Raw genomic sequence first — 26240 nt, forward strand, 5'->3', positions numbered from 1 at the left:
CGGCTCCCGCGAGCAGGGTCGCCCGGTTCAGTCGTCGTCGGCCGGTTGCTCGTCGGGTTTCTCGCCGTCTTCGTCGGCGACCTTCTCCTCGGGCGGTTCGTCGTCGCCGTCGGCAGGGGTGCCCTCGGCCCGGTCCTCGTCGCCGCTGTCGGAGGGCGTCGGCACGCTCGTCTCGGCGACTTCCACCTCGTCGTCCCAGTCGAACTCGTCGAGTTCGTCGCTCTGTCGCAGGACGAAGGGTCCGGACGCCAGCGTCTGGAGCGTCACCGTCATCGCGCGGAGGACGTACGAGGTGAGGACGACGTACGGCGCGAGCGCGATGGTGTACGAGAACGTCGTGAACAGCGTGAGCGCGTTCATACTGAGTTCGCTCGACATCAGCCGCAGTTCCTCTATCGGGATGAACTTGGGTGAGTGAATCGCCAGCATCACGTACGAGATGTAGACGATGGTCGGGAGCGAGACGTACAGCAGTCGCGCCGACAGGCGAGAGAACTCCCGCTTGTAGTACAGCGACTTGAAGTACTCCCGGCCGGTGGCGAACACCTTCAGCGTCTCCACGAGGTCGTCGATGGCCTGCTGTTGGTCGTCGCTCAGGCAGTGGCCGTACTTGCGCTTGAATCGCCGGGCGACGTGGAGTTGCCACGAGTAGTCGTAGTCCAATCCCGCCAGTAGAACCTTGAACGACCCGAACTTCGACCCCGAGAGCGTGTGGCCCGCTCGCTCTGCCTCCTTGCTCACCTCCTCGGAGAATATCTTGGCCTCCTCGGCGAACTCGTCGCTGTCGCCCTCCTCGGCGATGGAGGCGATGCCCTCGGCCTGCCGGTCGATGACCTTCAGAATCGTCCGAAGGAACTCGGCGGGCCGGGCCGGACTCACGTCCGATTCGATGAACTCCTCAATCTGGCCGCGGTAGCGCACCGACGCGTCGATGCGCTCGCGCTGGGTCTCGATGTCGGTTATCTCCTCGGAGAGGACGATGGAGTTGATAGAGACGACGATGGAAACCAGCAGGATGGACCCGCTCAACAGGGCGCTGAACAGCGTCTGGACGGTCGAAGTGTTCTCCAGCAGTTCGGTGATGTTCCACGGCCTAACGAAGGAACTGAGCATCAGAACGCCGAACACGCCCAAGAGTAACGCCGTCGCCACCCACATCCGCTTGCCTCGGAGGAGTATCCACTGCCGGACGCGTTGGAACGGCGAACTCGGCGCTTCTCGACCCCCCGGAATCAGTTCGTCGAGCGAGTGGCCGTCCGAATTCCCGTTTCCGAACGAATCGCTGTCGGACTCCCCAGTCCCCATTCTCACGGTCCATACGGGAAGGCGAGGTTAAGGCCTTCTGGCACCCTCGTGAGACGCGGCCTACCGTCGCGTAGGTGGTGCCTGACGCGGCAATCGTCGCGGAGAAGGGGACGGCTACCCGCCGCTGACCGGCGGGAACAGCGCGAGTTCGTCGCCCGCGTCGAGTTCGGTGTCGAGTCCGTCGTCGGCGCGGACGTTCGTCCCGTTCCGGAGGACGTTGATGTGGTCGCGCAGTTCGCCGTCGTCGTAGATGCGCTCCTCTAAGCCGGGACGGGCGGCGACCAGCGCCGCGAGCGCGTCGCCGACTGTCTCGCCGGGTTCGGTCTCGACTTCGACCTCCTTCCCGCCAGCGATTTCGGCGAGGTCCGCGAACAGCTTCCACTCCATGCGCGGGGCTTGGTCGCGGGCGGCCTTTGTTCCATCGCTCTCGGGAGGACTGCGCTCGGTCCGCGCCCGAATCGAGGAGCGTCGGTGATGGAGCGGCCGCGACAGTGGACCGCACTGCGACGACGAACCGTCCAGTCCCCGAACCGTACCGATGCCGACGCCAATCACGACCGCACCGCAACCGCACAGCGCCGCACGCGCCGAAGCGAAGAACTGGGATTAAAGAAACCTACTCCTGTCTAAAGAATTCCTATAGACGCTGTAAAGACGCATTTTCATTTTCGTGACCGGTCGTCCTTCCGAACTGCGACCGTCTCGTCGGTCGCGCTCGCGTCGCCCGCCGCGGCCTCGACCTTCCGGAGGAGGTCCGGGCGGGCGACGAGGTAGAGCGTGTCGCCGGGTTCGAGGAGGCGGTCGTCGGCGGGAATCGTCTCGATGCCGTCGGCGGTCCGGACCGCGACCACCGTCGCGTCGAGGCTCCCGACCGGCGCGCCGACCAGCGGACTCTCGGCGGCGAGCGCGACCACGCCGACCGTCTCGTCGGCCGCCCGGAGGCGCGCGGAGAACTCCCGGTCGGCGCTCGGTTCGGACGGAAGCGTGACCAGTCGGTAGGCGGCGTCGGGGTCGAGCGCGGCCGCGGCGTCGGCGTCGAGCGCCAGCGTCGCCACGTCGCCGACCGTCGCCCGGAGTTCCGCGGTGGCGACCCGTCGCGGGCCGGAGTCGTCGGGCGACTCGTCGCTCGCCGCCGAATCCGACTCGTCGCCGTCCGCTGGCGAGTCGGCGGCGCTCGCGGTCGCCGACTGCTCGCCGCGCCGCCAGACCTGCACGAGGTCGCCCGCGCTCGCGCTGAACGCGGGGTCGGCCCGGACCGCGACCGCGACCGTGCCCGGCGCGAGCGTCGGGCCGAGACCGACCGCCCGGCCGCCCGCCGCGAGGTACTCGACGGTCCCGTCGTCGGCCAGTTCCACGTCCACGTGGCCGACGCCGTAGTCGTCGCGGAGTCGCGCGACGAGGCGCTCGCGGAGTTCGGCGACCGTCAGTCCGCGCGGGAACCGCAGCGATTCCCCGGCCAACTCGTCTTCGGTCTCGGCGTCGAGCGGTTCGTAGCCGTCGATGTCGCCGATGTCGTCGGGGAGTTCGACCGTGACGAACCGGCCGACCGACTCGACCAGTCGGCTCACGTCGCCCTCGAACTCGCGGCCGCCAGCCAGCGAGAAGGCGTCGGCGACGAACCGCGCACCCGACCGCGCTCCGATTGCGGCACCGCCCGCCCCGAGGAGGAACGCCGCGACGTTGACGGCCACGACCTCGGGCGGCGGCACCGTCTCGCCCGTGCCGAGGAACTGCCGGAGCGCGGTCGTGGTGTTGAGCCACCCGCCGACGACGGCGAGTCCGACCAGCACCGCGAGTCCTTCTGGTATCTCCTCGTGAGCGACCGACCGGTAGAGGAGGCCGACCCCGGTCGCCACGCCGCCCGCGAGGAGGGTGAGTCCGACGAGGCGCGCGAGCGCGAGTGCCGGGCGCTCGACCGACGCGACGAGGCTCACGCCGCCACCTCCTCGAACGGGTCCAACGACCCGCGGTCGCCGACGACGAACAGCAGGTCCCCACCCGCGAGACGGGTCCCGCCCCGCGGCGCGACCGTCCAGTCGTCGCCCCGGCGGAGCGCCAGCACCGCGACGCCGTACGTCTCGCGGAGGGTCGTCTCGCCGAGCGTCGCGCCGTCGAGCGGTCCGCCGGTCGCCAGTTCGACCCGTCGGACGCGCTTGCCGTCGCGGCGCAATAGCGACAGCAACTCGAACTCCCGGCGGGTCCCGCGGGCCAGCACCCGAATCGCGGTCTCGTCGGCACCGACGAGGGTCTCGGCGTCGCGGCGCGGAACCGCGACCGTCACTCGGCCGTCGCCGCCCGTCGTCTGTCCCGCCGACGCGCTCGCGACCCGAGGCCGGGCGGTCGCGTCCTCGCCGGAATCGGGAGTCTCCTCGGCGGCGGCGCTGGAAGCGGTCCCGACTGGGGTCGAACCGGTCGCGTCCGTCCGGGCGCTCAGTACCGTCCCGGTCACGTCGCCGCGGGGCGTCGAAATCGTTACCTCGTCCTTGCGAGCGAGACCGGTCGGTACCAGCGTCTCGACGGAGACGGCGCGCTTGCCCGCCGGAACGCGCCGGGAGAGCGCGCCGACCGGCGGGGCCGCGCTCACGGTCGCCCGGCCCCGCGGGTCGATGCTCACCGCGACCGCCGCGAGGTCGTAGTCGGTCCGGAGTCGGTCCGAGAGTCTGGTCTCCAACTCCGAGAGCGGGAGGTCGGCAGGGAACGTCCACTCGCCGTCCCGAATCGTCGCCCGGAGGTCGTCGGGGAGCGGCGGGTACCCCTCCACGTCGCCGACCTCACCCGTCGTCCGCACGCGAATCTGGCCGAAGCGTCCGACGCGCTCTATCGCGTCGGCCGAGAGGCCCCGCTCGCGAAGCCCCCTGAGCGTGAGTCGCCGGGGGAACTCCGCGCCCATCCGGTCGCCCTGCGCGTGGGCGTACAGCGTCGCCATCATCACGACCAGCGCCGACACCAGCGCGGGCGGCGAGGTGATAAACTGCGGGTCCAGCAGTCCGAGGAGACCGCCCTGTACGCCCGCGATGGCGACGCCGAAGACGAGGACGCCGAACCCCGGAATCGTGACGCCGGTGAAGTACTTGAACGTGAACCCGAGCGACCACGCCACGAGCGCGGGCACGACCGCGGTGAGGACGCCGACGTAGAGGCCGACGAGGAGGTCCACGACGAGAGCGAGACCGGGAGCCATGCGTATGCTTTCGGTCAGACGCACGACCCTGATAGAACTACCGACACCGGCGAACGCCCCATCGACACGAGACGCGGGCGTCGATGTGCCGGTGTCGGTGCGTCGGTGGCGGCCTGCCGGTTTTCCGACTGTTTATCAGCGAAGACGCCGAGAGGTACGGCTATGGAGGTTTCGTGGCGGAAGCAAGTCGGCGTGCGACTCGTCGTGACGCTGACGTTCGCGGTCGCGCTCCTCTCGATAGCCACCGGCGTCTCCAGCATCGGCTTCACCGCGGCGTCGGCCCGGAACCTCTTCGGCGGCGGCATCCCCGAGTGGGCACAGGAGACCGCCGGGTTCACCGGCACCGTCACCGGCTTCCTGATGCTCGTCAGCGCGTTCGGGATGCGCCGGGGGTTGCGCGCGGCGTGGTACTCGGTCGTCCTCCTGCTCCCGCTGACGGCGGTGCAGGGGCTGGTCCAGTCGAGTCCCTACTCCCTCCCGCTGGTCGTCGTCTCGCTGGCGTCGCTCCCCGCGGTCCTGCGGAGTCGCCGCCGGTTCGACCGCGACGCGGACCTCACGACCTCACAACTGGCCGCGCTGGCCGCGCTCGCGGGCGTACAGGTGTACGGAACCGTGGGCACGTACGCCCTCGCGGACCACTTCCCGAACGTGGAGACGCCGCTGGACGCCTTCTACTACACGCTCGTTACGTCCAGTACCGTCGGCTACGGCGACCTCACGCCCGCCACCCAGACCGGTCGCCTGTTCGGCATGACTGTGGTCGTGTTCGGCACCGCGAGTTTCGCCGTCGCGCTGGCCTCCCTGCTCGGTCCCGCCATCGAAGCCCGCCTCGCCTCCGCACTCGGAAGAATGACAGAAGCACAACTCGAACTACTCGAAGACCACGTGGTCGTCCTCGGCTACGGCGACCTGACCGAACCGATTCTGAACGAACTCGACGGACAGGCGGAGTTCGTCGTCGTGACGCCAGACCCACAGCGCGTGGGCGAACTCTCGGACCGCGACTACAAGGTGTTGAAGGCCGACCCGAGCGACGAGGAGCCCCTCCAGCGGGTCGCCATCGGCGAGGCGCGCGCGGTCGTCGCGGCGACGAACAACGACGCCGAGGACGCGCTCGCGGTGCTGACCGCCCGCCAACTCAACCCGGACGTGCGCATCGTCGCGGCCGCGACCGACCGCGAGAACGTGGACAAACTCCGGCGCGCGGGCGCGGATTCGGTTATCAGTCCGGCGACCATCGGCGGCCACCTGCTGGTGCGCTCGGCGCTCGGGAGCGACGGAATGGAGACCGTCGCCGACCGACTCTCCGGCGAGTCCCCGCGGTCGAACTGACTCAGCCGCGGTGGACGATGGCCACGTCGCAGTCCAACTCGTGGATGCGCTCGAACGTCGGCGGCGAGACGAACCGCGAGGCCGCCGACCGGTCGGTACTCGCGCCCATGATGGTCAAGTCGTAGTAGTCGTCGTTGGCCGACAGGAACGACTCGATGGACGACCGCGAGACTCTGGTCTCGAAGGAGCCTTCGAAGGCCTCCACGAGATTCGCCAGCGTCGTCTCGGCCGCGCGGCGCTCGTCCTCCCGGTCGATGCAGGTACAGACGCTGACCCGGCCCGACTTGCCCGCGACCCGTCGCGCGAACTCTATCATCGCGTGGGCGGTGTCGCCCGCGCGCCGGACCGGCACTAGCACGCGCTTCCACCGCTCGCGCGAATCGTCGGTCGGCCGGAACGCCACGGCGTCCACGTCGCCCCGGAACAGCCCGCGGACGAACGGCGAGAGACCGCCGTTCCGCTCCTCGTAGGGCGCGACCACGAGGTCGCAGTTGGTCTCGCGGGCGGTCTTCAGCACGGTCCGCGAGCGGTCGGGACCGTCGCCGACCACGACCACCTCGCAGGGGACCCCGACCTTCGTCTCGATGCGTCGGGCCTCGGCTTCCAACCGTTGGGCCGACTCGTCGGCGACCTGCACCTCCTCGGTCTCCACGTCGTCGGTCTCGGCGACCGCGGCGTCCACGAGTCGCGTCTCCGTCTCCCTCTCGTCGGTCGGTACCGTCATCGTGCGCTCGGCCTCCTCGACGGCCTCCTCGTCCACCACGTCCAGCAGGACGACCTTCCCGGCGTCGTGGGCCGCGGCGAGTCGCGCGGCGAACATCGCCGTCGAGCGGTCGCCCTCCGCGCCCATCGGGACGAGAACGTGGTCGTCGCCCTTCGTAGACTGGTAGAGGTAGCGCGACCGCCGCTCGTAGAACTGCTCGCGCCAGACGTGGAACGCCCCGGCGACGATGGTGCTGGCGACGAACACTGACCCCACGTACTGGAGGAAGAACGCTCGGACCGACCCCGGCGCGCCGAACGCCGGAGCGATGAGCGCGAGTAGCGCGGTCGAGAACGCCGAGGGCTCCTCGAAGTCCAGCGCCCACGTCACCCCGCCGGTGAGGAAGATGGCCATCGCGGCTTCGACCGGCGAGACGAACAGCCGCCCCGCGGCGATGGGGTCGTGGAGCGGGGAGTGGACCCCGACCCAGATGGCCAGCGTCCCGCAGAGCGCCCCGGTCGTGAGTCCGCCCACGAACTTGGTCGGCGAGGCGTAGGTCCCCTCAGGGTCGGCAAACAGCGTGTAGGTCCCCGACGCCAGCGGCGGGAAGAGGACGAACGGCAGGACTTCTAGCGAGTTCGAGATGGCGGTCACGAGCGCGATGAGAAGCGGAATCAGAAGCAGAACCGAGAGGTGAATCAGGTTCGCGGTGTGTTCTATCCACCGCCGGAACTCCCGAATCTCCCGGCGCTCGAACCGCCGGACCCGCCGGAGAGCGCCGAGATACCGCGCGCGCAGACCGTCGAGCATGGATTATCGACACGTCTGCCGCGCCGGTTCAAGTATCTGTTTGCTCGTCGCGGGGTCGTGCGACGGGAACGCGCTCGATTCGACGCTCCACCGGCGGACGCTCGGCCGACCAACCGGACCGTCTGGGTGGACTGAAAGGGGCCGCCCGCTCGCGGCCGAAGGCCGTGGTCGTCTGGCCGACCACTATCCGAGACGAACCGGAGGTGAGTCGAGGATATGTCGGCCAGCGACCGCGAGCGGGCGGGGGCTTTCTACGACTTCTTCCTGACGTGAAATCCCGAAGCACCAGACGGTCGTCGAAACTGCAAAACAGACGACGTTCAGCGACTCACTCGGCCAAATCGACCACGGCGTCCAGCGTAATCAGAATCGCGCGCTCGACGTTGTTCTTGGCCTTCTCCGGTAGCTCGTCGTCGTCGGTCTCGCCCTTCTGGGTGCCCTCCACGAGGTTTCCGTCCACGGTACAGATGGCTCCCGCGCGCATGTCGCGTCGCCGCGTCAGCGAGAAGACCGCCGCGGCCTCCATCTCGACCGAGAGGAGACCGGCCTCCTCCCAGTCTTCGACGTACTCGTCGGTCTCTGCGTAGAAGGCGTCGTCGCTGGCGATGGGTCCGACGTGGACCTCCTCGTCGTTCGCTTCCGCCGAATCCACGAGCGAGGAGAGTACGTCGTAGTCGGGCACCGCGGGGTAGGACACGTCCTCGTAGCGTTTGCTGGTGCCCTCGTTCTTCGCCGCGCCGGTGGCGATAATCATGTCGCCGATTTCGATGCCCGACTGGAGCGCGCCCGTGGTGCCGACCCGAATCACGGTCTCGACGCCGACTTCGTGAAGCTCCTCGACGGCGATTGCGGCGGAGGGACAACCGATACCGGTCGAACAGACGGTGAGGTCGGTGCCCTCGTAGGTCGCGTTGACCACCTTGTACTCGCGGTTCTCGGCGACGACCTCGGAGCTATCGCAGAGGTTCGCGATGCGGTCCACGCGGCCGGGGTCGCCGGGGATGAGCGCGATGTCGTTCACGTCGCCCGCTTCGACGAGGAGATGGGGCTGTTTCGCCATGTGCGTCGTTTCCGGCGAGAGCGAGATAAAGCGTACGGGTTCGCCTCGAAAACGGGAGTCACGCGTAGCGGTCGAGCGTGTCCCACTCCCCGTCGAGGAGGTCACCGATACCGTCTTCGAGCAGTCCTTCGCCCAAACTGCTCGCCCGATAGTACGAGTACACGCCGTCGGTCTCCGGTTCGTTCCGTAGCCAATTCTGTGCGAGGCCGACCGCGACTAACTCCTCTAAACTCGACTGTACGCGGTCTTCGTCTACGTCGAGGAGTTCGGCGAGTTCCGAACTGTCCGCGCTTCCCTCCTCGGTCAGTGCGTAGAGGAGGCGAAACTGCGTTTCGTCGGCGAGCGCGGCCTGCATGGCGAGGTAGTCGTCCAGTTCGAGAACGCTCTCCTCGGGCAGAATCCGGTTCGGGTCCGCCCGCTCGGGGCGAGAATCGAGTTCGGTCATCGGTGTGTCGCCGTTCCAGCCGACGACTGTAGTCACTTTCGACTACGGAGTCAGAACTGCCCGTCGAGAAACGCTTCGACCTCCGCGAACGACGGGGCGGTCCGCGCGCCTTCGTCCATCGCGGCCAAGGCACCGCAGGCGTTGGCGAACTCCAGCGCGCGCTCGTAGTCCGCGCTCGGGTCCACGACCCCGCCGTCGCGCAACAGCACCGCGAGGAGGCCCGCCGCGAAGGCGTCGCCCGCGCCCGTGGTGTCCACCGCGTCGGCGTCGAAGCCCGGATGGTCGAACGACCCGCTCGGGGTGTCTATCTGCGCGCCGTCCTCGCCGCGCTTGACGACGACGACACGCCCGTGGAGTTCCGACGAGGGGTGTTCGAGGTCGCTGTCGAGTAGCGCGCGGGCCTCGCGGTCGTTGAGAAACACCACGTCGGAGTAGGCCAGCGCCTCGCCGAAGTCCCGCTCGGCGAGTCTCCGTCCGGGGTCGAAGCTCACGCTGACGCCCGCGTCGGTCGCGGTCCGGGCCAGCGCGGCCGCGGTGTCGGGCCGCTGGCTGGTCAGGTGGAGGTGGTCGGCGCTCGCGACGAACTCGGGGTCCACGTCCGCGGGCGTGACCTCCTCGTTCGCGCCGTCGTTTCCGAGGACCATGACCTCGCCCTCCTCGTCCACGACGAGATACTTGGTCGTCGTCTCGTGGTCCTCGACCTCTAGCAGGTGCGAGCAGTCTACCCCCGCGGCCCGCAACTCCCGGCGGACGAACTCGCCGGTGTCGTCGGTGCCGACGCTCCCGACGAGTCCCGCGTCGAACTCCATGCCCGCCAAGGCGACGGCGACGTTGGCGGCGCTCCCGCCGCCCGACCGACACTGGGAGTCGATGCGGGCCTCGCCGTCGGGTTTCGGGAGGGCGTCTACGTGGAGCGTCACGTCCCAGTTGACGTGTCCGGCGGTGACTACCTCGACCATGGCTGGCGACTGCGGCGGCGATTAGCGAACGACATACCGCCACGGTATGCACCCGGCCGTCAAAACGCTGGTGGGACTGACGCACCGTCGATTGGACGAACTCCGGAAGGCACGGAATCCCGAGACCGCGAACCCCCGCTCACCCCGTCACCATGAACAACAAGAGGTTGTGCGCGCCCGGCCCCAAGCCGACCGCGGCGACCGCACCCAAGAGGAGAAAGCCCTCGCGGGGGTCCTCCCGAACGAAGTCCGCGAACAGGAGGACCACGGCCTCCGCGATGGCGAGTTTCACGACGACGAACAGCCACCCGACGCCGAGGAGGTCGGCGGTCGGAAGCGAGGCCGCCACGTCGAGGACCGCCCGCGAGACCGGCGTCCGCTCGCCGAATCCCAGCAGGTCCACGCCCACGGCGGTCGAGACCGCGTCGAGCGAGTGGCCGAACAGCGCCAGCGCGCCCGTCGCGCCGGTCGCCGCAGTCACGCTCGGATGCGACCACCGCGTCGCGGCCCACAGAATCCCGGCGAGCAGCAACGCCAGCACGAGTCCGGCCAGCGGCCAGAAGAGCCGAAGCCCCGTCGCCGAACCGCGAGCGAGCGCGTAGGCGACGACCGCGCTCGCGGCCAGCACGCCGACCGCGACCACCGGACGCTCGGGGTCCGTGGCGGCGTGAATCCCGGCGAGCCAGACGACTCCGGCGACGACGAACGTCGAGAGGTAGACCGAGGGCGTGCCCAGCAGGGGAGCGACCGCTTCCGGCACCCACTGGAGGACGAACAGCGCGTGGAGGCTCGACCCCACGACGACCCACGGCGCGAGCGCGAGGACGATACGGTCGGAGACGTGCGGGTCCGACCGGGCGAGCGCCCCGCCGACCAGCGCCACCGCCGCCAGCAGGCCGACGAGATACGGGAGCGGCGGGAGCGCGAACCCCTCTGGAAGCACCATGCCCGATACGGCGAATCGAGAGGCCGAAAGGCTTGCGGTACGCGCGACGGCCGAACGACAGAAAGCACTTATCGGAACCGGGGGTATCGCCGCTATGCGACGACGCGCCCTCCTCGCGCTCGCTGGCTCCTCGCTCGCCGGGGCCGCGGGCTGTCTCTCCGGGTCGTCCGGCGACCCGACAACCGACGAAACGACGACCGACGCCGCGAACCGAACGCCCGACGGGACGACCGAGACGATAGGGACCGCAACCGAGACCACGACCGAAACCGCGGCGGCGGCCAGCGTCTCGGTGGATTTCGACGCGCTCCAGCCCGGACTCGTCTCGATGAACACGCCCGACTCCATCGCGGTCCACCCCGCCGACGGTCGGTACCTTCTCCTCGACGTGTCGGTCGAGAGCGGCCCGGTCCCGCTCCGCGACGAGTTCTCCCTCCGGTTCGCCGGACGCGACCACGCGCCACTTTCGAACGACGCGACCGACCGCGTCTGGCGCTTCTACGGGAGCGAACTACGCTACCGGTCGGAGACCGGTGAGGGACTGCTCGTCTTCGAACTCCCCGAATCCGCGGCGGACGACTCGACGGCTGTCCTGACGTGGCCCGGTGGCGAGTGGCGACCCGACGCGGGCGTCCGGCGACGACTCGCCGCGCCGGAGCCGTCGTTTTCCGTCTCGGTCGAGATTCCGGAGACGATTCAGGTCTCGGAGTCGCCGACGATTCGAGCCACCGTCGAGAACCAGAGCGACGTGCCGGGGCGGTTCGTCGCCGGACTGAACCGTTCCGGACCGATGGTCGCGTACACACCCATCGAGCGCGTCTCCCTCCTCGTCCCCGCGGGCGAGACGAGGGCGTGGGAGCTGACCGACGACTCCATCGCGACCGACGGAATCCAGCGGTACGTCGGCGACGACGACTCCGACATGACCTACCACTTCGTCCGGGCCGACGAGCGGGTCAGTCGGGACGTGCGATACGTTCAGGCCGCGTCCACGACCGACACCGCGTAGCGGGTCGCGTCGCCGGGCACGTCCACGTCTATCTCCATTCGACCCTCGGTCCCGGCCGCCACGTCGAACGCCGGACCGCGGGCCGACCCGACCTCCTCGCCAGCCTCGTCGTAGAACCGGACTATCGGCGCTACCTCGGCGTCGTCGCCGCTGTTGGCCACCGTGGCCGTCAGCGTGACCTCGCCGACCGGGAGCGGTTCGTCGGTTTCGGAGCGCTCGGCCTCCGGCTCCTCGTGCTGGCGGACGCCCGAGTCCACGACGAGGAGGTCCTCGTCGCTCTCGCCGAGCGACTCCCGGTAGATGTGGAGCCGGTTGCGAGCCGACCGGACCGCACGGGTCGCCTCGTCGTCGTCCAGTTGCTCCTCGACCCGGAGCAGTTGGTTGTCCATCTCGTCCACGACGCCTTCGCGGTCGGCCCGGTCGCGCTCGCCGAAGGCGTCGAGGCGGTCGCGCACCGTCTCGAAGTCGTCGTCCACGTCGGCGTCTGCCTCGTCTCGCGCGCGCCGCAGGTCGTCTCGAACGTTGACAATCGGTGGTATCGAAGCCACGGTCTCCCCCGACGCGACTCCGAGCGCGACGGGGAAGTGTTCTCCGGCCACGGCGGTACTCCTCGGCGAGCGGCGATAGCGAAGCACCTTTTGGACGGCTGAACCGAAAAGCAGGTATGACCGACGACCCGCTCGCGTGGGAGACCCTCGACTCGACAGTGGCGTACTCCTGTCCCGGCTTCGACGTGCGAAACGAGGAGGTCCGCCTCCCGGACGGCACCGAGACCGACTTCGACTACCTCGACGAGTCCCCGAGCGTGGTCGTCCTCCCGTTCACGCCCGAAGGCGAGGTGGTCGTCATCGAGGAGTGGCGACAGGCGGTCCGGCGAGTGAACCGGAGCCTCCCGGTCGGCGGGATGGAACCCGAGGACGACGACCGCGTGGCGGCGGCCCGCCGCGAACTCCGCGAGGAGACCGGCCACGAGGCCGAGTCCGTAGAGTTTCTGACCAGCGTCGAACCCGCGAACGGGATTGCGAACTCGCGGTTGCACTTCTTCGTGGCCCGCGGGTGTACCCCGACCGCCGAACAGGAGTTGGACCACAACGAGTCGATTCGCGTCGAGACGACCACGGTTGACGAGTTGCGCGAGCATATCGCGGAACGGGAGACTCGGGACGGCCGAACGACGTTGGGACTGCTCTACTACGAGGCGTTCGGGACCGAATCGGACGAGTAGGGAGGGCTATCGAGTTCGGCTGTTGGGTCTGGCGACCTTCTGGAATTAGTGAAAAGCGAAGAGAGCTAGCTTCAGGCTTGAACCTATCATACCGCTAACCGCGACCGCACCGCAACTCACCGCACTGCACCGCACTGCACCGCACTGCACCGCACTGCACCGCGAGGACCACATCCTCCCCACCCGATTGCGCTACTCGCTTCGCTGTGTTGCTCATCCCTCGCGCGGTTGGCGCGACACGGAGGTCGCGCCAGCACGCGCCGGTCGGAAGTGTAGTTCGGCGTGAAAGTGTGGTTCGGCGCGAAAGCCCGGACGCGCGATAACGGAACCCTTACCCCCTCCATCCCGCTATCCCAACTCAATGACCAGAGACAGCTTCGAGATACGCGACCAAGACGGTCTCGGTCGCATCGGGGAGCTTTCGGTCCCGCGAGCGGGCGTGACCGTCGAGACGCCCGCGCTCCTGCCGGTCGTCAACCCCCACGTCCGGACCGTCGAACCCGCCCGGATGCAGTCGGAGTTCGGCGCGGACATCCTCATCACGAACTCCTACATCTTCTACGGGAGCGACGACTACCGCGAGGAGGCACTGGACCGTGGCCTCCACGACGTACTCGACTTCGACGGGGCCATCATGACCGACTCGGGGTCGTTCCAGTTGGCCGAGTACGGCGAAATCGACGTGACGACGCCCGAAATCCTCCGGTTCCAGCACGACATCGGGAGCGACATCGGGACCCCGGTTGACATCCCGACCCCGCCGGACGTGCCCCGCCAGCAGGCCGAAGACGAACTGGCGACCACCCAAGATCGAATGGAAGTCGCCGAAGGCGTGGACGTGGGCGACATGCTCGTCAACGCGCCCGTGCAGGGTTCGACCTACCCCGACCTGCGCGAGGAGGCCGGTCGCCACGCCGAGGCCACCGACTTAGACGTGTTCCCGGTCGGTGCGGTCGTTCCGCTGATGAACGACTACCGGTACGCCGACATGGTGGACGTGGTGGCCGGGGCCAAGCGCGGGCTGGGCACCGACGCGCCGGTCCACCTGTTCGGCGCGGGCCACCCGATGATGTTCGCGCTGGCGGTGGCGATGGGCTGTGACCTCTTCGACTCGGCGGCCTACGCCCTCTACGCCCGCGACGACCGCTACCTGACGGTTCGGGGTACCGAGCAACTGGACAACCTCGATTACTTCCCCTGCTCGTGTCCCGTCTGCGCCGACCACACCCCCGAGGAGTTGCGCGGGTTCGGCGACCGAGACCGCGAGGAGTTACTGGCCGAACACAACCTCCACGTCACGTTCCAAGAGATTCGGACCATCAAGCAGGCCCTGCGCGCCGGGAACCTGTTGGAACTGGTCGAGACTCGCGCCCGCGCTCACCCCGCGATGCTCGACGGGTATCGCGCGCTGGTCGGCCACGCCGACCAACTGGAGCGCGAGGACTCGGCGTCGAAGGGTGCTTTCTTCTACCTCTCGGGCGAGAGCGCGCGCCGCCCCGAGGTCGTCCGCCACCAGAGTCGCTTGGACCGCATCGCGCTCTCGCCCGGCGACGACGTTCTCCTCTCGGAGGGCGGCGCGAGCGACCGCTACGACGAGTCGTGGCGCGTCGTTCCGCCGTTCGGTCCCTTCCCGCGGGATCTCTCGGAGACCTACCCCCTGACCGCCGAGGTCCCCGAACAGATGGACGCCGAGGGGTACCGGTCGGCCGCCGAAGGGGTGGCGCGACTCGTGGCCGCGAATCCCGAAGTCGAGTTCACGCTGGCCCACCACGACTGGCCCGAGAGCGCGCTCGTCCCGGTGCCCGAGCGCGTGGACGTGGTAGACCTCTCGGAGTAGTCGGTCACTCGGAAGCGGCGTTCTCTCGGACCGCGACGACCATCACCCCGACCATCCCGCCGAGGAGAAAGCTATCGACCACGATGGTCGGTGGATCGAGTTGCCACATCGCTACCGCCATCACGGGCACGAACCCGAAGACGACGGCGGCGCGACCGAGGAGACCGATGGACCTGAACCACGCGCCGACTCGCTGGCCGAACCGACTGGCCGCGACCGGACCCGCCGCCATCGCCCACGAGACGACGCCGAGAACGAGCCACGGCCACGAGACGGTTCCGGACTCGTAGAGACCGATGGCAGGCGAGAGTGCAACGAGGGCGAGCAGGGCGAGCGACCACTTGAACGAGCGTCCGCGAGACCTGTCGGCGTTCACGTTCGGGGATTCTCCAGTCAATCCGATATCATTTCCGGTCCGTCTTCCCGCTTCTCCACCACCCGACACTGGCAAGCAGTCGGCTACAATCCATATCAGTCGGTCTCTCGTACGAGCGACCATGAGTACCATCGCGCAACTCGGGATTCCGGCCGAGGAGTTCGCGCTCCGGGAGACCCTCTCGCGGGTCCCCGACGTGACCGTCGAGGCCGAGCGCGTCGTCGCCCACGACGACGAGCGCGTGATGCCGTTCGTCTGGGCCGCGGGCGAGGACTTGGCGGCGTTCGAGGACGCGCTCGCGGAGGACTCGTCGGTCGAGAACGAGCGACGCCTCACCGACCTGCCCGACGGTCGATTCTACCAAATGGAGTGGGTCGAGTCGGTCGAGGTCTTGCTCCACTCGATGACCGAACACGGGGCCGCGGTGCTGAAGGCCCGCGGGCAGGACGGCCGGTGGCACCTCCGCATCCTCTTTTCAGACCGGGCGGCGGTCTCCCAGACTCACGCGTTCTGTCGGGAGCGAGACGTGGCGGCCGACGTAGAGCAGATTCACGACCTCGACGGCAGGGACGGCGGCGGCCAGCACGGCCTGACGGCCGAGCAGTACGAGGCGGTCACGACCGCGCTCGAAACCGGCTACTACGAGGTCCCGCGAGGGTCGTCGGCCCGCGATTTGGCCGCCGACCTCGACATCTCCCATCAGGCTCTCTCCGAGCGACTGCGCCGGGGCCACGGCAACCTCGTCGCCAACGCGCTGACTGTTGACGCCGTGCGAGAGGGCGACGACGAACTCGCCACGGAGTAGGCCCGTCTCGCAAGATAGTTGCCCCTCGGCCCCCGACCCGAAAGCATGACCGACTACTTCGAGGTCCACGAGCGCGACGGCGCGGCCCGCGTCGCCGAGTTGCGACTCGCGGACTCGGTGACGACGCCCGCTATCGCCGAGGAGTTTCTCGCCGACGCCGGGAGCCTCTGGACGGCCGACCGGGAGGTTCCCGAGGGGAGCGACGACGAACTCACGGTTCTGCCCCATCGAGGGTTCCCGAGCGGGACCGACGACGAGGTGATGGACTCGTTCGCGCCCGAGTACCCCGACGTGGACTACCCGAGTGCGGCAGTCGTCGCGCCAGAGACCGCCGACGACTTCGGCGCGGACGCCTACGTCCTCTCGGGTGCGCAGGGGTTCGTCGGCCACGGCGCGGGATTCCGCGAAGCCATCGTGGAGACCCGCGAGAAGATTCCGGCCGACAGCGCGCTCTACCTGCCGGGGGTCGCCACGCCCGCGAACGTCTCCTCGCTAGTCTACGCCGGCGTCGATTTGGTGGACGCCGACGCCGCGGTCGTCGCCGGAACCGAGGGGAAGTATCTGACTTCGGAGGGGACTCACTACCTCGAAGACCTCTCGGAACTCCCCTGTGCGTGCCCGGCCTGCCAGAAGTCGGTCTCGGAGTTCACCCGACAGGACTGCGCCCGGCACAACGAGAACGCCCTGAAGGCCGAACTCGGCGTCGTCCGCGAGCGAATCCGGGCGGGGCGACTCCGGGACTACATCGAGGGACAGGCCCGCCACGAGCAGTGGCTCACCGCCGCGTTCCGCGAGTTCGACCAGCAGTGGAGCTACCTCGAACAGCGCACGCCGCTCATCCGGGACGCCGAACTCTCCGCGGCGACCGAGGACACCCTCCAGCGCGTCGAGATAAAGCGGTTCGCCGACCGGGTGACGACCCGTTATCGCTCGCGGTTCGACAATCCGCTCGTGCTGGTGCCCTGCTCGGCCGCCAAGCCCTACAGCGACTCCCAGAGCCACGGCCAGTTCCACGACGCCATCCAGTTCCGCGCTCACACGGTGTCGATGACCTCGCCCATCGGCGTCGTCCCCCAAGAACTCGAACTGACCTACCCGGCTCAGCACTACGACTCGGTGGTCACGGGTCGCTGGTCCGAGGACGAGAAGCAGTTCGTCGCCGAGGTCCTGCGCCGGTATCTCGAACGGAACGACTACCCGCGCGTGATTGCACACGTCCCGCCGGAGGGCTACCGCGACGTGTGCGAGCGCGTCGAGGAGCAACTCGGGATGGAGTTCGAGTACACCGTTTCGGACCACCCGACGACGACCGAATCGCTCGGCAACCTGATGCGGACCCTCGACGGCGAACTCAAGTACGGCAAGCGCGAGCGCCAGCACAACACGGTCCGGGGAATCGCGGACTACCAGTTCGGCGCTGGCGCGGGCGACGACCTCTTCGGCGACATCCAGACCGAAGCGCGCTACCCCAAGTTGCGCGTTCACGACTCGGCGGGCGAGCAGTTGGCCGCGATGGTACCCCAGTACGGCGTCCTCTCGTTCACCCTTGCGGGCGCTCGTCGGTGGGTCGAGTCCGACGCGCCGACCAAGCGCGTGGAAATCGACAACTTCGCTCCGCACGGGAGCGTCCTCGCGCCGGGCGTCGTGGACGCCGACGACGACGTGCGCGTCGGCGACGAGGTAGTCGTCGAAGGTCCGAAAGCCTTCGCCGTCGGTCGCGCGGAGATGTCCGGTCCCGAGATGGCCGAGAGTACGCGCGGTATCGCCACCACGGTCCGCCACGTCGAGGAGAAGTAGGTCAAAGGTAGACGGCGTATCCGACGAGCGAAGCGAACGCGAGGAGGACCAGCGGGACGGCGTACAGTCGCGTTCGGTACGCCCGTCGATGCTTCGCGCGGAGTTCCGACGGCGACGCCCGAGTGACGACCGGGTCCACGGCGTCGGTTCCCTCGACGGTTACTCGTTTGTCTCGGCCACCGACGACTCGCCCGACGACCGTCAGCGAATCACCCGCCCGCATCACCGACTCTCGGAACCGGACCGTTCCCGTCGGCGTTCGCACCTTGCGCAGTAATCGACCGAGAGCGCCCTGCGACCGACTGTCGTCGTTCTGGACTCCAACTTTCGCGCCGAGGTCCGCGTACTCCCGTGGCCAGTCCGCCGTCGGGTGTACTTCGTCTTCGAACGTTTCGCCTTCGAGCGCGAGCGGAACGGAACCGAGGACCGAATCCCGCTTCGACCCGGCGACTTGTCCGAGTTTGTCCTGTGTGGTCAACTGCTGGTCGGTACTGATTCCTTCGAGTACGACCTCTTCGCGTTCTCCCGAGAGGACGACCGCTCCCGCGTCGATACCGACTCCCTCCTCCGACCAATGCACGTTGATATTGAACGTGCCGTATCGGCGGCACGTCGAAACCTGCCAGAACGCCACTACACACTCCTCGGACTGGAGTGGCGAGGTTACTCGGTCACTCGCGTCGTCCAATCGCCCGGATAGCATCACGATGTCTCCGTCCGTGGCCTCGCTCGATGATTCCGCGTGGAGACTGTCGTACTCCCGATATTTCGTCCGGTTCTGCCACCCTCGATAGAGGATAGGAGTCGCAAATAACATGAGCATCGCAAAAACCAGCAAACCGCTCCCGACGGCACCCGCGACAGTCGAGCCGGTTCCCATACTCCGTGACTGTCGCGCAGTCGTTATAGTCCTTTTATATTTAGCCTCGGCACCGAACGATACTCCCGCCCGACTCCGAACGGCGTCGGCGCGTCGGCGACTACAGCGTCAGCGTCGCCTCGTCCATCCCGAAGAACGCCATCTCGTAGCCCTCGTGGCGGGCGGTCTGCGGAGGTGCATCGACCGAAATCGTCAGTTCGTCGCCCGACTCGACGCTCGGGACGGCCGCGCCGTAGTGGTAGTCTACGTCCGGGTCGATGGCCGACCGGAGCGCGCCGTCGTGTAGCGTCTCGCCGCCGCGTTTCAGCGTCGCCGACACCGACATCAGCGGCACGACCATGCGGTTGTACGGCGACCGAGGAGACACCGCGAGGTACGTCTCGGTCTCGTCGCCGCCGAAGGGCGTCGCGTCCGACAGCGTGGTGACGACGAACGGGACCTCGCCGACGGTGGCGGTCCCCCGGCCGGTTCCGGGGAGCGCGTCGGGTTTCGGGACCCGCGTACTCGGCATCATCTCCATCTGCATGGGGTCTACCGCTCCCTTCGTGCCCTCCTTCTCGGGGGGCACGTCGTGGTACGCGATGTCGCTCAGTTTCGACTCCTCGAAGTCGAGTTCGAAGTCGAACGACTCCTCGCCCTCGTTGTCGGCCAGCGCGCCGGTCCGGCGGGCCGTGGGCGCACCGATGCTGACCTCGACTCGGTAGGTTCCGTCGCCGCCCAACTGGACGTTGTCGCCGAAGTGAAAGCCCATCCGCTGGGAGAGCATCGGCCACGGTTTCAGTCGCGTGACCTCCTCGCCGCCCTGCGTGACGCTCACTTGCGGGTTGATGTCCGGTGGCACGATGCCGGTCTCGGACTCCCAGACGACCGGCATCAGGTGGAGCGAGTCGGCGTCTTTCACCTCGACTTTCTTCCGGCGGTCGCCCGTCACCAGCCAGAAGGCGTGGGGGCTGATGTACGTCAGGGCACACTCGTAGTTCCCGCTTCGGTTCGTTCCGACCGTCTCCATCCCGCCGTAGTGAGTCGGGACGTAGACGGCATCCGGGCGCTCCTCGACGGGGAGGAGTTCGCTGGACGACCCGCTGTCCAGAAGCCCGCCCATACAGCCAGCGAGTCCGGCGAGCGTTCCGGCACCCGCCGCCCCGAGGAGGTCACGCCGACGCATCGGCGACCTCCCGGCCGGTGGGGGCGCTGGGCGCAGTCTCGCTGGCGATGGCCACCGTAGGCTCGAAGAAGTTTCGCCGTCGTGTCGCTCCAGTATCTCCCGTCATCTGATTACTTAAATTTTGAGAGGGAACGATTTTTGATAGCTTTTTCGGACGCGTACCGAAACGACCGCATCGACGCACGTCCCGTCGAATCCGAGCGCGGGGAGAACCGAGCGTCGAAGGGAGTGCCTCCCGTTTCGTACTCGGTGCGTACGCTCGCGTATCGCCGCAATAACCATGATGGTTCGCGGCGTACTCGTCGGCGACATGGCGACACCGCAACTGGAGTTCGACAGCGACGTGGCGAGTCGCATCTACCGGTACGTAGAACGCCACGGGTCGGCGACCCGCGAGGAGGTCCGCGACGAGGTTCGAGTCTCGGAGGCCGCCGAGTCGAAGCCCGCGCGGTCGGGTACCGAACCGTCGGCCCGCCTGCCGGTCCCGGAGTTCAACGAGCGCGTGGACGCGCTGAAGGCCGAGGGCCACCTCACCGAGCGCGAGGGCAGACTCGCGGTCGAACCCGACGCGGAGGCCGACACCCACGAGACCGACGACTTCGCCTACGAGGTCCGGCCCGCCCGCGAGAGCGACCGCGAGGCGGTCGCGGCCCTCATCCGGGAGGTGGCCGACGAGGGAGCCATCGTCGTGGACGAGGGGGTGGCCGACGCGATAGAGCGCGACGGCGCGCTGATTCGGCGCAACGACCGCGAGTCCCGGATGGTGTTCGTCGCCGAGCGAGTCGGCGACGAGGGCGACGAGAGCGATGCCGACCGCGACGAGGGCGAGCGCCACGCCGACCGCGAAATAGTCGGGTGGGTGTACCTCCGAGGGTTCGAACTCCTCGCGCGGGAACACACCGCCGAGTTGACCGTCGGGGTCGCGCCCGAGTACCGCGAGCGGGGTATCGGGGGAACACTACTGGAACGCGGAATGGCATGGGCCGACTCGGAAGACTGCATCAAGGTGTACCAGAGCCTCCCGGCGACCAACGACGACGCCCTCGAACTGCTGGACGACCACGGCTGGACCCGCGAGGCGACCCGCGCCGACCACTACAAGGTCGGGGGCGACCTCGTGGACGAAGTGCAGATGGCCAAGCGACTGGACTGACGCGAAGTCGCGCTACGAGCGCGCCCTGCCTCGATTTTATCGCTCGGCGAAGACGCCCAAAATCAGTCCTGCGAACGCGAGCGCGCCGACGAGCGCACTCGCGCGACCGGCGAGGAGTCCCGTTTCCACGCCCGCGAGCGCGCCGCCGAGTTCCGCCAGCAGGCCGCCCGCGACGAGCGCGACAGAGGCGAGCGCGGTCCGGTCGGACGCGCCGGGGAACGTCCCGACCGTCGGCGGGTAGAACTGGTAGGTCGCGCCGACTATCGTCAGTCCGAGGAATCCGAGGACGTTGAGTCGGAAGTGGACCGCGGTCAGGTCGGGCGCGACTCCGATGCTTCCGAACGCGAACCCGACCCCGAGCGCGACGCCGCAGACGCCCGCCGCGACGCCAGCGAGGACGGCGTAGAAACCGACCCGGCGGCGCTCGGAGCGCGCAAACAGGACGGCGTAGGCCGCCGCGAACCCGACGACGGCGAGGGCTTCGACGGCGGCCCCGACCCTGAACAGCGGCGGCCGGTAGAGACCCGCCGCGAGGAGCGCCGGACCGACCGCGCCCCCGAGCAGGACGACCCCGACCAGCGACCGCGGCGGCGACGCGACCAAAAATCTGGGAAACAGGCGGAACCCCACCGCGAAGACGAGGAGCGCCGCGGTGCCCGCCGCCAGCAGGTGGGCGGTGCGGGCCGCCGCCAGCGTCTCGAACCCGGTCAGCGCCTCGAAGCCGAGGAGTCCGACCGGGAGCGACCCGGCGTCGCCACCGTGGAGCGCGAGGGTGGCCCAACTCCCGGCGACGAGGTACGCGAGGACGACCGGCACGAAGGCGTTCGACAAGCGGTCCACTCCTCGGCGGTGCGATTCGGTGTCGCTCGTGCCGGTTTCGCGGCCGGTCGGATTGTCGCGGAGGGTCCACGCGAGCGCCGCGACGAAGACCGCGACGCCCGCGCACCACGAGAGCGCGCCGACGGGGGCGACGACTTCCGGAACTCCGGAGAGGGGCGCGAGCGCGAGGCAGACCGCGCCGCCGACGGTCAGCGGGAACTGGACCACCGGCGCGCGCGGAACGGCGAGCGACCGGTCGAAGTACGACGGCACGAGCGAGTAGGCCTTCCCGAAGACGGTGTGGAGGACGAAGCCGTAGACCGCGAGGGTGACGTGGGTTCGATGGGGGAGCGCGGCGATGGGAGACACCGCGGGAAGCACGTCCGCGAGCGCGACGACCTGCCACGCGACCAGAAAGACCGCGCTCGCGGCGACGAACCGCCGCGCCCAGCGGGACACGATACCTGCGCTCATTCAACAACAGAAGATGAACGGGTAGCACAGTCCCACTCGGTCGCCGTCGCGCAGGGTTGTGTCGAGTCCCGCGAGGTGTTCGTTGAACTGGCCGTTGACCAGCACGCGGGCGTAGGTCCGAGTCTGCTCGCCCTCGGGATTCTTGCGCCACGTGCCGGGCAACTCGTCGGGCGGGTCGGCCCACCCGCGCGTGGTCGCCTCGTCCTCGGTCTCCGCGAGCAAGAGGTCTTTCACGTCGTACTCCTCGAAGAACGCGTCGAGGAACGCGCGGAGCGTGGTCCCCTCGAAGGAGACCGAGAGCTTCGGTTCGCCGACCGCGGTCCGGACGTGGCCCGTGCAACGGACCTCGACGGTGGTCTCGGGAGCGTCGCCCGTGGTTCGGCGCTCGTCGGCCTCCTCGCGGGAGTCGGCGGGTTTGCGCTCGGCGGCGGTCTCCTCGGCGGTCCGTGCGTCGCTCTGCATGGTCGAACCTACGCGCTCCGGCGTGGAATAGCTCTCCTCGAACATGTTCGGCCGGGACGTTGCCCCGGCCGCGGTGCGGTCTCGTAGGCGTCGGCGATAGTGCTTCGACTCCGACGACCGTAGCTATTTCAGCCACGAAGCCAAATCCGCGGGTATGGACGAAATTTCGTTGACGATTCCCGACGCCATCGTCGAGTCACTGCCCGCAGACGGCGACGACGCCGCGAAGGACATGCGACGCGCGGTCGAGGGCTGGGAACAACGCCTGAATCGAGTCGTCGCCGAGGAGGACGACGAAGCCGCGGCGGGCGCGGTGGTGGACGCGCTCGAACGCTTCGAGAGCCGGTGGGAGCAGTACGACGACTTCGTGGCCGAGTTGCGGGCGTGGGGCCAATCGCCCATCTACGCAATGGCGTGGCGCGACCTGATGGGCGCGCTGATGCGTCAACTGTACGACCACGAGGACCTCGGCGAGCGCATCGACCGCGAGCGCCACGCGCGCCTCGTCAGCGACGGTATCCGACCCGGCCGATGAGGACGGCGAGCGACGAACGCACCCACGCCATGACCGACGACGACGCCGACCGGTTCGACCGCGACGCGGACCCCCTCGACCGAGTTCGCCGGGCGAAAGCCCGCCAACACAGCGACCGCTGGCTCGACGGCGGGGCGGTCGCGGCCGGGGCGCTCGTCGCGGTCGTGCCGCAGGTCGGTCCCGCGCTGGCGGTCGCCGTCGGGGTCCCCTCGTCGGTCGCGACCGCGTTCACGGCGGCGACGCTCCTGACGGTCCCGCTCGGGGGCTACGTCGCGGGCTACCTCGGCGGCACCGGGAAGGAGTCGGGCGCGCGCCACGGCGTCGCGGCCGTCGTCGGCGGGACGCTCGCCGCGGCGGCCACGGGGTTGGGTCTCGCGGGCGAGGAGATGGCGGAACTCGCCAGCGGCGTCTCGGTCTCGCTCGCGCTCGTCGGCGTCACGGCGGTCGGTGCCGTCGTCGGCGCTGTCGTCGGGGGCGTCGGCGGCCGTCGGAAGCGTCGGCACCTGCGAGGAGACCCGCCGGAGCGCGAGCGCGACGCCTGAGTGTTTATACTCGCGGGACTCCAACGGCGTGATATGACTCTCGAACTCCGCTTCTTCGCCAACTTCCGAGAGGCGGTCGGCCAGAAGACCGTCGAACGCGAGTACCCCGACGACACCACCGTCGGCGAGGTCCTCGCCGACCTGACCGACGAGTACGGCCTCGACCTGTTCGAGGAGGGCGACCTGCGACCCCAACTGTCCATCATGAAGAACGGCAAGGACGTGGTTCACCTCGACGGCGTGGACACGCTCCTCTCGGACGGCGACACGTTGAGCGTCTTCCCGCCGGTCGCTGGCGGAAGCTACCGGCCCGAAACGACCACATGAAGCGCATCGAGAAGTCCTATCGCGGCATCTCCGAACGCCTCGCCAGACGCTACCTCTCGAACCTCGGCGGCGACATCGAGGGCGGCGACCCGGAGGGCGACGGCGACGTGATCGGCGACGAGTGGCGCGCCAGCGTCTCCTCGGAGAAAGTACAAATCGGCGCGTCCGTCACGCTGACGGAGGTCACGGTCGTCTTCGAGGGCGAGGAGGACGCCCTCGACGGGCTAATCGAGAAGTTCTCCCAGAAGGCGATGCGAGCGGGCGGGTAAGCGTGGATTGGAAACGTCTTCGACCATGACCGCCGACAACCCCATCGAAGGCCAGATTCTCGTCCTCACGGCCGCGAAGGCCAGCGTCGGGGGCGAGCGCGTGCCCGACCTCGTGGCCGAGGCCCGCCGAGCGGTCGAACCGCGGGCCGATGAGTTGCGCCGCCGGTACGAGCGCGTCCACCGAGACGAGGTGCGCGAAATCTTCCTCGTGCCCGATGGATTTTGGGCCGACGAGGGCGAGAAACTGGGCTGGTCGCGCCGCGCTCACGAGGCGGTCGCCCGCGCCCACGCCGAGCAACTGTTACGGGTGGGCAAGCGCGAACAGCGCCGCGACGAGTTCGAGACCGCCTTGGAGGTGCGCGAGGCCGTCGTTATCGGTGCGTAGGCGTCTCAGTCGTCGTCGGATGTCGCTTCGGCGACGGTCTCCTCAGACTCGCCGCCGTCACCGGTCGCGGCCGCCATCGCGTCGAAGCCCCGTTCCAAGTCCGCGAGCAGGTCCTTGGGGTGTTCGACGCCGACCGAGACCCGGAGGAGACCGTCGGTGATGCCCAACTCCGCGCGCTCGTCCGCGGGGAGCGGCGAGTGGGTCATGCTCGCGGGATGCTCGATGAGGCTCTCGACGCCGCCGAGACTGACCGCGAGGGTGAACTCCTCCAGCGCCGCCACGAAGTGTTCGACGGCTTCGAGGCCGCCCTCCAACTCGAAGGAGAGGACCCCGCCGTGACCGTCCATCTGGTCGTCGGCGAGGTCGTGTTGGGGATGCGATTCCAGACCGGGATAGTGGACCGCCGCGACCTCCTCGTGAGATTCGAGGTAGGCCGCGACCTCCGCGGCGTTCTGCTCGTGCTGGCGCATGCGCAGGGGCAGGGTCTTCATCCCGCGCAGGACCATGTAGGCGTCGAACGGAGCCATCACGTTGCCCATCCCGACCTGCTGGAGGAAGCCGATTTCTCGGGCGTACTCGTCGTCCGAGAGGACCGCCACGCCGCCCAGCGAGTCGCTGTGACCGTTGATGTACTTCGTCGTGCTGTGGACCACCACGTCCGCGCCGAGTTCCAGCGGCCGCTGGAAGTACGGTCCCATGAAGGTGTTGTCCACGCCGAGGAGCGCGCCGTTCTCGTCGGCGATGGCGGCCATTTCTGCGATGTCACAGAGCCGAAGCAGTGGGTTCGTCGGCGTCTCCATCCACAGCAGGGCGGTCTCGTCGGTCGCGGCCGCCCGGACCTCCTCAGGGTCGGTCGCGTCCACGAAGTCCACCGCGACGTTCAGTTTGTCGCGGAACAGCTCCTTGAGCATCGTGTTGGTGCCGCCGTAGAGGTCCTCGAAGGCGACGACGTGGTCGCCCGGTTCGACCGCGGCCATCACGGTCGAGACGATGGCGCTGGTGCCCGAGGCGAACGCCATCGCGTGGTCGCCGCCCTCCAGCGCCGCGACGCGCTTCTCGACGGCGTGGCGGGTCGGGTTCGAGAGCCGCGTGTAGAGGAACTCGTCGGCGTCGGGGTCCAAGTCCTCCAAGGCGGTGTCCATGTCGATGCCCTCGACCGCGTAGGTCGAGGCCAGATGAATCGGCGAAGTCACGTCGCCCACGCCGTTCGAGAGGTCCGGCTCCTCGCCGTAGGTCACGGATAGCGTCTCGAATCGTCGGTCGCTCCGCCCGTCGTCAGCCCCAGTCGGTTTTTCGGAAGACATACACAACCATCGGAACTCCGACGGAGAGCTATTTTATTCCTTCGACTGTGTAATGCGCCGAAAGAATGTATTCTCGGGAGAGATTACCACGGCGAATACCGGCAGAAATTGCCATCCCTTTCAGTAAAATTTCAT

Annotated in this window: 28 protein-coding genes; 12 read left to right on the forward strand and 16 right to left on the reverse strand. The window is 68.5% G+C overall.

Annotated features, from left to right (window positions below):
- Positions 1-27: 27 nt before the first annotated feature.
- From EPL00_RS13955 to EPL00_RS13970, 4 genes are all read right to left on the reverse strand, one after another.
- On the reverse strand, positions 28-1305 hold the full coding sequence (locus tag EPL00_RS13955; RefSeq protein ID WP_135853802.1) for a hypothetical protein: 1278 nt from the start codon (positions 1303-1305) through the stop codon (positions 28-30).
- 114 nt (positions 1306-1419) lie between these two features.
- Positions 1420-1692 (reverse strand): ubiquitin-like small modifier protein 1, encoded by a 273-nt coding sequence (locus EPL00_RS13960; protein WP_135853865.1) that lies wholly within the window; start codon positions 1690-1692, stop codon positions 1420-1422.
- A 275-nt stretch (positions 1693-1967) separates the two neighbouring features.
- The gene (locus EPL00_RS13965; protein ID WP_135853801.1) at positions 1968-3239 is read right to left on the reverse strand and encodes a cation:proton antiporter regulatory subunit; all 1272 of its coding nucleotides are present in this window, start codon (positions 3237-3239) and stop codon (positions 1968-1970) included.
- Positions 3236-4486, reverse strand: coding sequence for a potassium channel family protein (locus EPL00_RS13970; protein ID WP_135853800.1), 1251 nt, complete (start codon positions 4484-4486; stop codon positions 3236-3238). Before EPL00_RS13970 ends, EPL00_RS13965 begins: the two co-directional genes overlap by 4 nt.
- A 162-nt stretch (positions 4487-4648) precedes the next feature.
- Here EPL00_RS13970 and EPL00_RS13975 point away from each other — a divergent pair, with 162 nt between their 5' ends.
- Positions 4649-5818 (forward strand): NAD-binding protein, encoded by a 1170-nt coding sequence (locus EPL00_RS13975; protein ID WP_135853799.1) that lies wholly within the window; start codon positions 4649-4651, stop codon positions 5816-5818.
- 1 nt (position 5819) lies between these two features.
- On the opposite strand, the gene EPL00_RS13980 is transcribed toward EPL00_RS13975, so the two are convergent.
- The 5 genes from EPL00_RS13980 to EPL00_RS14000 form a co-directional block, all read right to left on the reverse strand.
- On the reverse strand, positions 5820-7331 hold the full coding sequence (locus EPL00_RS13980) for an HPP family protein (RefSeq protein WP_135853798.1): 1512 nt from the start codon (positions 7329-7331) through the stop codon (positions 5820-5822).
- 328 nt (positions 7332-7659) lie between these two features.
- On the reverse strand, positions 7660-8391 hold the full coding sequence (locus EPL00_RS13985; protein WP_135853797.1) for a nucleoside phosphorylase: 732 nt from the start codon (positions 8389-8391) through the stop codon (positions 7660-7662).
- A gap of 58 nt (positions 8392-8449) precedes the next feature.
- On the reverse strand, positions 8450-8872 hold the full coding sequence (locus tag EPL00_RS13990) for a winged helix-turn-helix domain-containing protein (protein ID WP_135853796.1): 423 nt from the start codon (positions 8870-8872) through the stop codon (positions 8450-8452).
- Between the two features lie 14 nt (positions 8873-8886).
- Complete coding sequence (locus EPL00_RS13995) at positions 8887-9795, reverse strand: carbohydrate kinase family protein (protein ID WP_135853795.1); 909 nt, start codon at positions 9793-9795, stop codon at positions 8887-8889.
- 139 nt (positions 9796-9934) lie between these two features.
- Positions 9935-10741 (reverse strand): DUF63 family protein, encoded by an 807-nt coding sequence (locus EPL00_RS14000; RefSeq protein ID WP_135853794.1) that lies wholly within the window; start codon positions 10739-10741, stop codon positions 9935-9937.
- A 94-nt stretch (positions 10742-10835) separates the two neighbouring features.
- Here EPL00_RS14000 and EPL00_RS14005 point away from each other — a divergent pair, with 94 nt between their 5' ends.
- A complete protein-coding gene (locus EPL00_RS14005; RefSeq protein WP_135853793.1) occupies positions 10836-11750 on the forward strand; it encodes a hypothetical protein in 915 nt (304 codons plus the stop codon).
- On the opposite strand, the gene EPL00_RS14010 is transcribed toward EPL00_RS14005, so the two are convergent.
- Complete coding sequence (locus tag EPL00_RS14010; protein WP_135853792.1) at positions 11720-12349, reverse strand: DUF7553 family protein; 630 nt, start codon at positions 12347-12349, stop codon at positions 11720-11722. The genes EPL00_RS14005 and EPL00_RS14010 overlap by 31 nt on opposite strands.
- A 65-nt stretch (positions 12350-12414) precedes the next feature.
- Here EPL00_RS14010 and EPL00_RS14015 point away from each other — a divergent pair, with 65 nt between their 5' ends.
- Complete coding sequence (locus EPL00_RS14015; RefSeq protein ID WP_135853791.1) at positions 12415-12975, forward strand: NUDIX hydrolase; 561 nt, start codon at positions 12415-12417, stop codon at positions 12973-12975.
- 361 nt (positions 12976-13336) lie between these two features.
- Positions 13337-14812 (forward strand): tRNA guanosine(15) transglycosylase TgtA, encoded by a 1476-nt coding sequence (gene tgtA, locus EPL00_RS14020; RefSeq protein WP_135853790.1) that lies wholly within the window; start codon positions 13337-13339, stop codon positions 14810-14812.
- Positions 14813-14816: 4 nt separating this feature from the next.
- On the opposite strand, the gene EPL00_RS14025 is transcribed toward tgtA, so the two are convergent.
- Positions 14817-15188 carry a hypothetical protein gene (locus EPL00_RS14025; protein WP_135853789.1) on the reverse strand — a complete coding sequence of 124 codons (372 nt, stop codon included), beginning with the start codon at positions 15186-15188 and terminating at the stop codon, positions 14817-14819.
- 121 nt (positions 15189-15309) lie between these two features.
- Here EPL00_RS14025 and EPL00_RS14030 point away from each other — a divergent pair, with 121 nt between their 5' ends.
- Together EPL00_RS14030 and arcS are read left to right on the forward strand one after the other, a co-directional pair.
- The gene (locus tag EPL00_RS14030) at positions 15310-15993 is read left to right on the forward strand and encodes a helix-turn-helix domain-containing protein (protein ID WP_135853788.1); all 684 of its coding nucleotides are present in this window, start codon (positions 15310-15312) and stop codon (positions 15991-15993) included.
- A 45-nt stretch (positions 15994-16038) separates the two neighbouring features.
- Positions 16039-17790, forward strand: coding sequence for an archaeosine synthase subunit alpha (gene arcS / locus EPL00_RS14035; protein WP_135853787.1), 1752 nt, complete (start codon positions 16039-16041; stop codon positions 17788-17790).
- 1 nt (position 17791) lies between these two features.
- Here the strand turns inward: arcS and EPL00_RS14040 are convergent, their stop codons facing one another.
- Together EPL00_RS14040 and EPL00_RS14045 are read right to left on the reverse strand one after the other, a co-directional pair.
- Positions 17792-18670 (reverse strand): GIDE domain-containing protein, encoded by an 879-nt coding sequence (locus EPL00_RS14040; RefSeq protein WP_135853786.1) that lies wholly within the window; start codon positions 18668-18670, stop codon positions 17792-17794.
- Positions 18671-18770: 100 nt separating this feature from the next.
- A complete protein-coding gene (locus EPL00_RS14045; RefSeq protein ID WP_135853785.1) occupies positions 18771-19835 on the reverse strand; it encodes an iron transporter in 1065 nt (354 codons plus the stop codon).
- A 310-nt stretch (positions 19836-20145) separates the two neighbouring features.
- On the opposite strand from EPL00_RS14045, the gene EPL00_RS14050 reads away from it, so the two are divergent.
- Complete coding sequence (locus EPL00_RS14050) at positions 20146-20988, forward strand: GNAT family N-acetyltransferase (protein ID WP_135853784.1); 843 nt, start codon at positions 20146-20148, stop codon at positions 20986-20988.
- A gap of 36 nt (positions 20989-21024) precedes the next feature.
- Here the strand turns inward: EPL00_RS14050 and EPL00_RS14055 are convergent, their stop codons facing one another.
- Together EPL00_RS14055 and EPL00_RS14060 are read right to left on the reverse strand one after the other, a co-directional pair.
- The gene (locus EPL00_RS14055) at positions 21025-22281 is read right to left on the reverse strand and encodes a hypothetical protein (RefSeq protein ID WP_135853783.1); all 1257 of its coding nucleotides are present in this window, start codon (positions 22279-22281) and stop codon (positions 21025-21027) included.
- Positions 22282-22743: a MoaD/ThiS family protein gene (locus EPL00_RS14060; RefSeq protein ID WP_135853782.1), complete on the reverse strand. Its 462-nt coding sequence runs from the start codon at positions 22741-22743 to the stop codon at positions 22282-22284.
- Positions 22744-22897: 154 nt separating this feature from the next.
- On the opposite strand from EPL00_RS14060, the gene EPL00_RS14065 reads away from it, so the two are divergent.
- Genes EPL00_RS14065 through EPL00_RS14085 form a run of 5 tightly spaced genes read left to right on the forward strand, consistent with a single transcriptional unit; the run spans position 22898 to position 24801 of the window.
- The gene (locus EPL00_RS14065) at positions 22898-23278 is read left to right on the forward strand and encodes a hypothetical protein (protein WP_135853781.1); all 381 of its coding nucleotides are present in this window, start codon (positions 22898-22900) and stop codon (positions 23276-23278) included.
- The gene (locus tag EPL00_RS14070) at positions 23275-23820 is read left to right on the forward strand and encodes a hypothetical protein (RefSeq protein ID WP_162224224.1); all 546 of its coding nucleotides are present in this window, start codon (positions 23275-23277) and stop codon (positions 23818-23820) included. The genes EPL00_RS14065 and EPL00_RS14070 overlap by 4 nt, the downstream gene beginning before the upstream one ends.
- A gap of 33 nt (positions 23821-23853) precedes the next feature.
- Entirely contained in the window at positions 23854-24147 is a 294-nt protein-coding gene (locus EPL00_RS14075; protein ID WP_135853779.1) for a ubiquitin-like small modifier protein 1, read from the forward strand.
- Positions 24144-24416 (forward strand): hypothetical protein, encoded by a 273-nt coding sequence (locus EPL00_RS14080; protein WP_135853778.1) that lies wholly within the window; start codon positions 24144-24146, stop codon positions 24414-24416. The genes EPL00_RS14075 and EPL00_RS14080 overlap by 4 nt, the downstream gene beginning before the upstream one ends.
- 25 nt (positions 24417-24441) lie before the next feature.
- Positions 24442-24801, forward strand: coding sequence for a hypothetical protein (locus tag EPL00_RS14085; RefSeq protein WP_135853777.1), 360 nt, complete (start codon positions 24442-24444; stop codon positions 24799-24801).
- A gap of 5 nt (positions 24802-24806) precedes the next feature.
- On the opposite strand, the gene EPL00_RS14090 is transcribed toward EPL00_RS14085, so the two are convergent.
- Positions 24807-26105 carry a trans-sulfuration enzyme family protein gene (locus EPL00_RS14090; protein ID WP_135853776.1) on the reverse strand — a complete coding sequence of 433 codons (1299 nt, stop codon included), beginning with the start codon at positions 26103-26105 and terminating at the stop codon, positions 24807-24809.
- Between the last annotated feature and the right edge of the window lie 135 nt (positions 26106-26240).

The sequence above is a fragment of the Halorussus salinus genome, assembly GCF_004765815.2.
Classification (GTDB): Archaea; Halobacteriota; Halobacteria; order Halobacteriales; family Haladaptataceae; genus Halorussus; species Halorussus salinus.